Here is a 255-nt window from a genome sequence, read left to right as displayed (position 1 = left end):
TTTGTCTACACCCTCTTAACTCAAAAGCTTGAAATACGTTTTACATCACTCCACCAAAATAACCCCCTGCCTGATCGCCATCACCAGCGCCGCCTTCAATGACGTCACCCCGAACTTGCGGCGGATATTGCTGGTATGAAAGTGCACGGTCGCTTCCGTGCACCCTTGAATACGGGATATCTCCCACGCGGATTTGCCGATCGCCACCCATTCCAGGACTTGTCGTTCCTTGACAGTTGTCACCGCCACTGTAAA

At 51.8% G+C, this 255-nt stretch carries 1 protein-coding gene; it reads right to left on the bottom strand.

Translation table 11 applies throughout. The features are described 5' to 3' along the window. Window positions 1-45 precede the first annotated feature (45 nt). Window positions 46-249, bottom strand: coding sequence for a helix-turn-helix domain-containing protein (locus tag ALO64_RS17470; RefSeq protein WP_094195096.1), 204 nt, complete (start codon window positions 247-249; stop codon window positions 46-48). Window positions 250-255 lie beyond the last annotated feature (6 nt).

The organism is Pseudomonas meliae, assembly GCF_001400515.1.
In the GTDB taxonomy this organism is placed as follows: Bacteria; Pseudomonadota; Gammaproteobacteria; order Pseudomonadales; family Pseudomonadaceae; genus Aquipseudomonas; species Aquipseudomonas amygdali.
The sequence above is the reverse complement of the archived record's forward strand: the minus strand, read 5'-3'. Positions and strand labels throughout refer to the sequence as shown.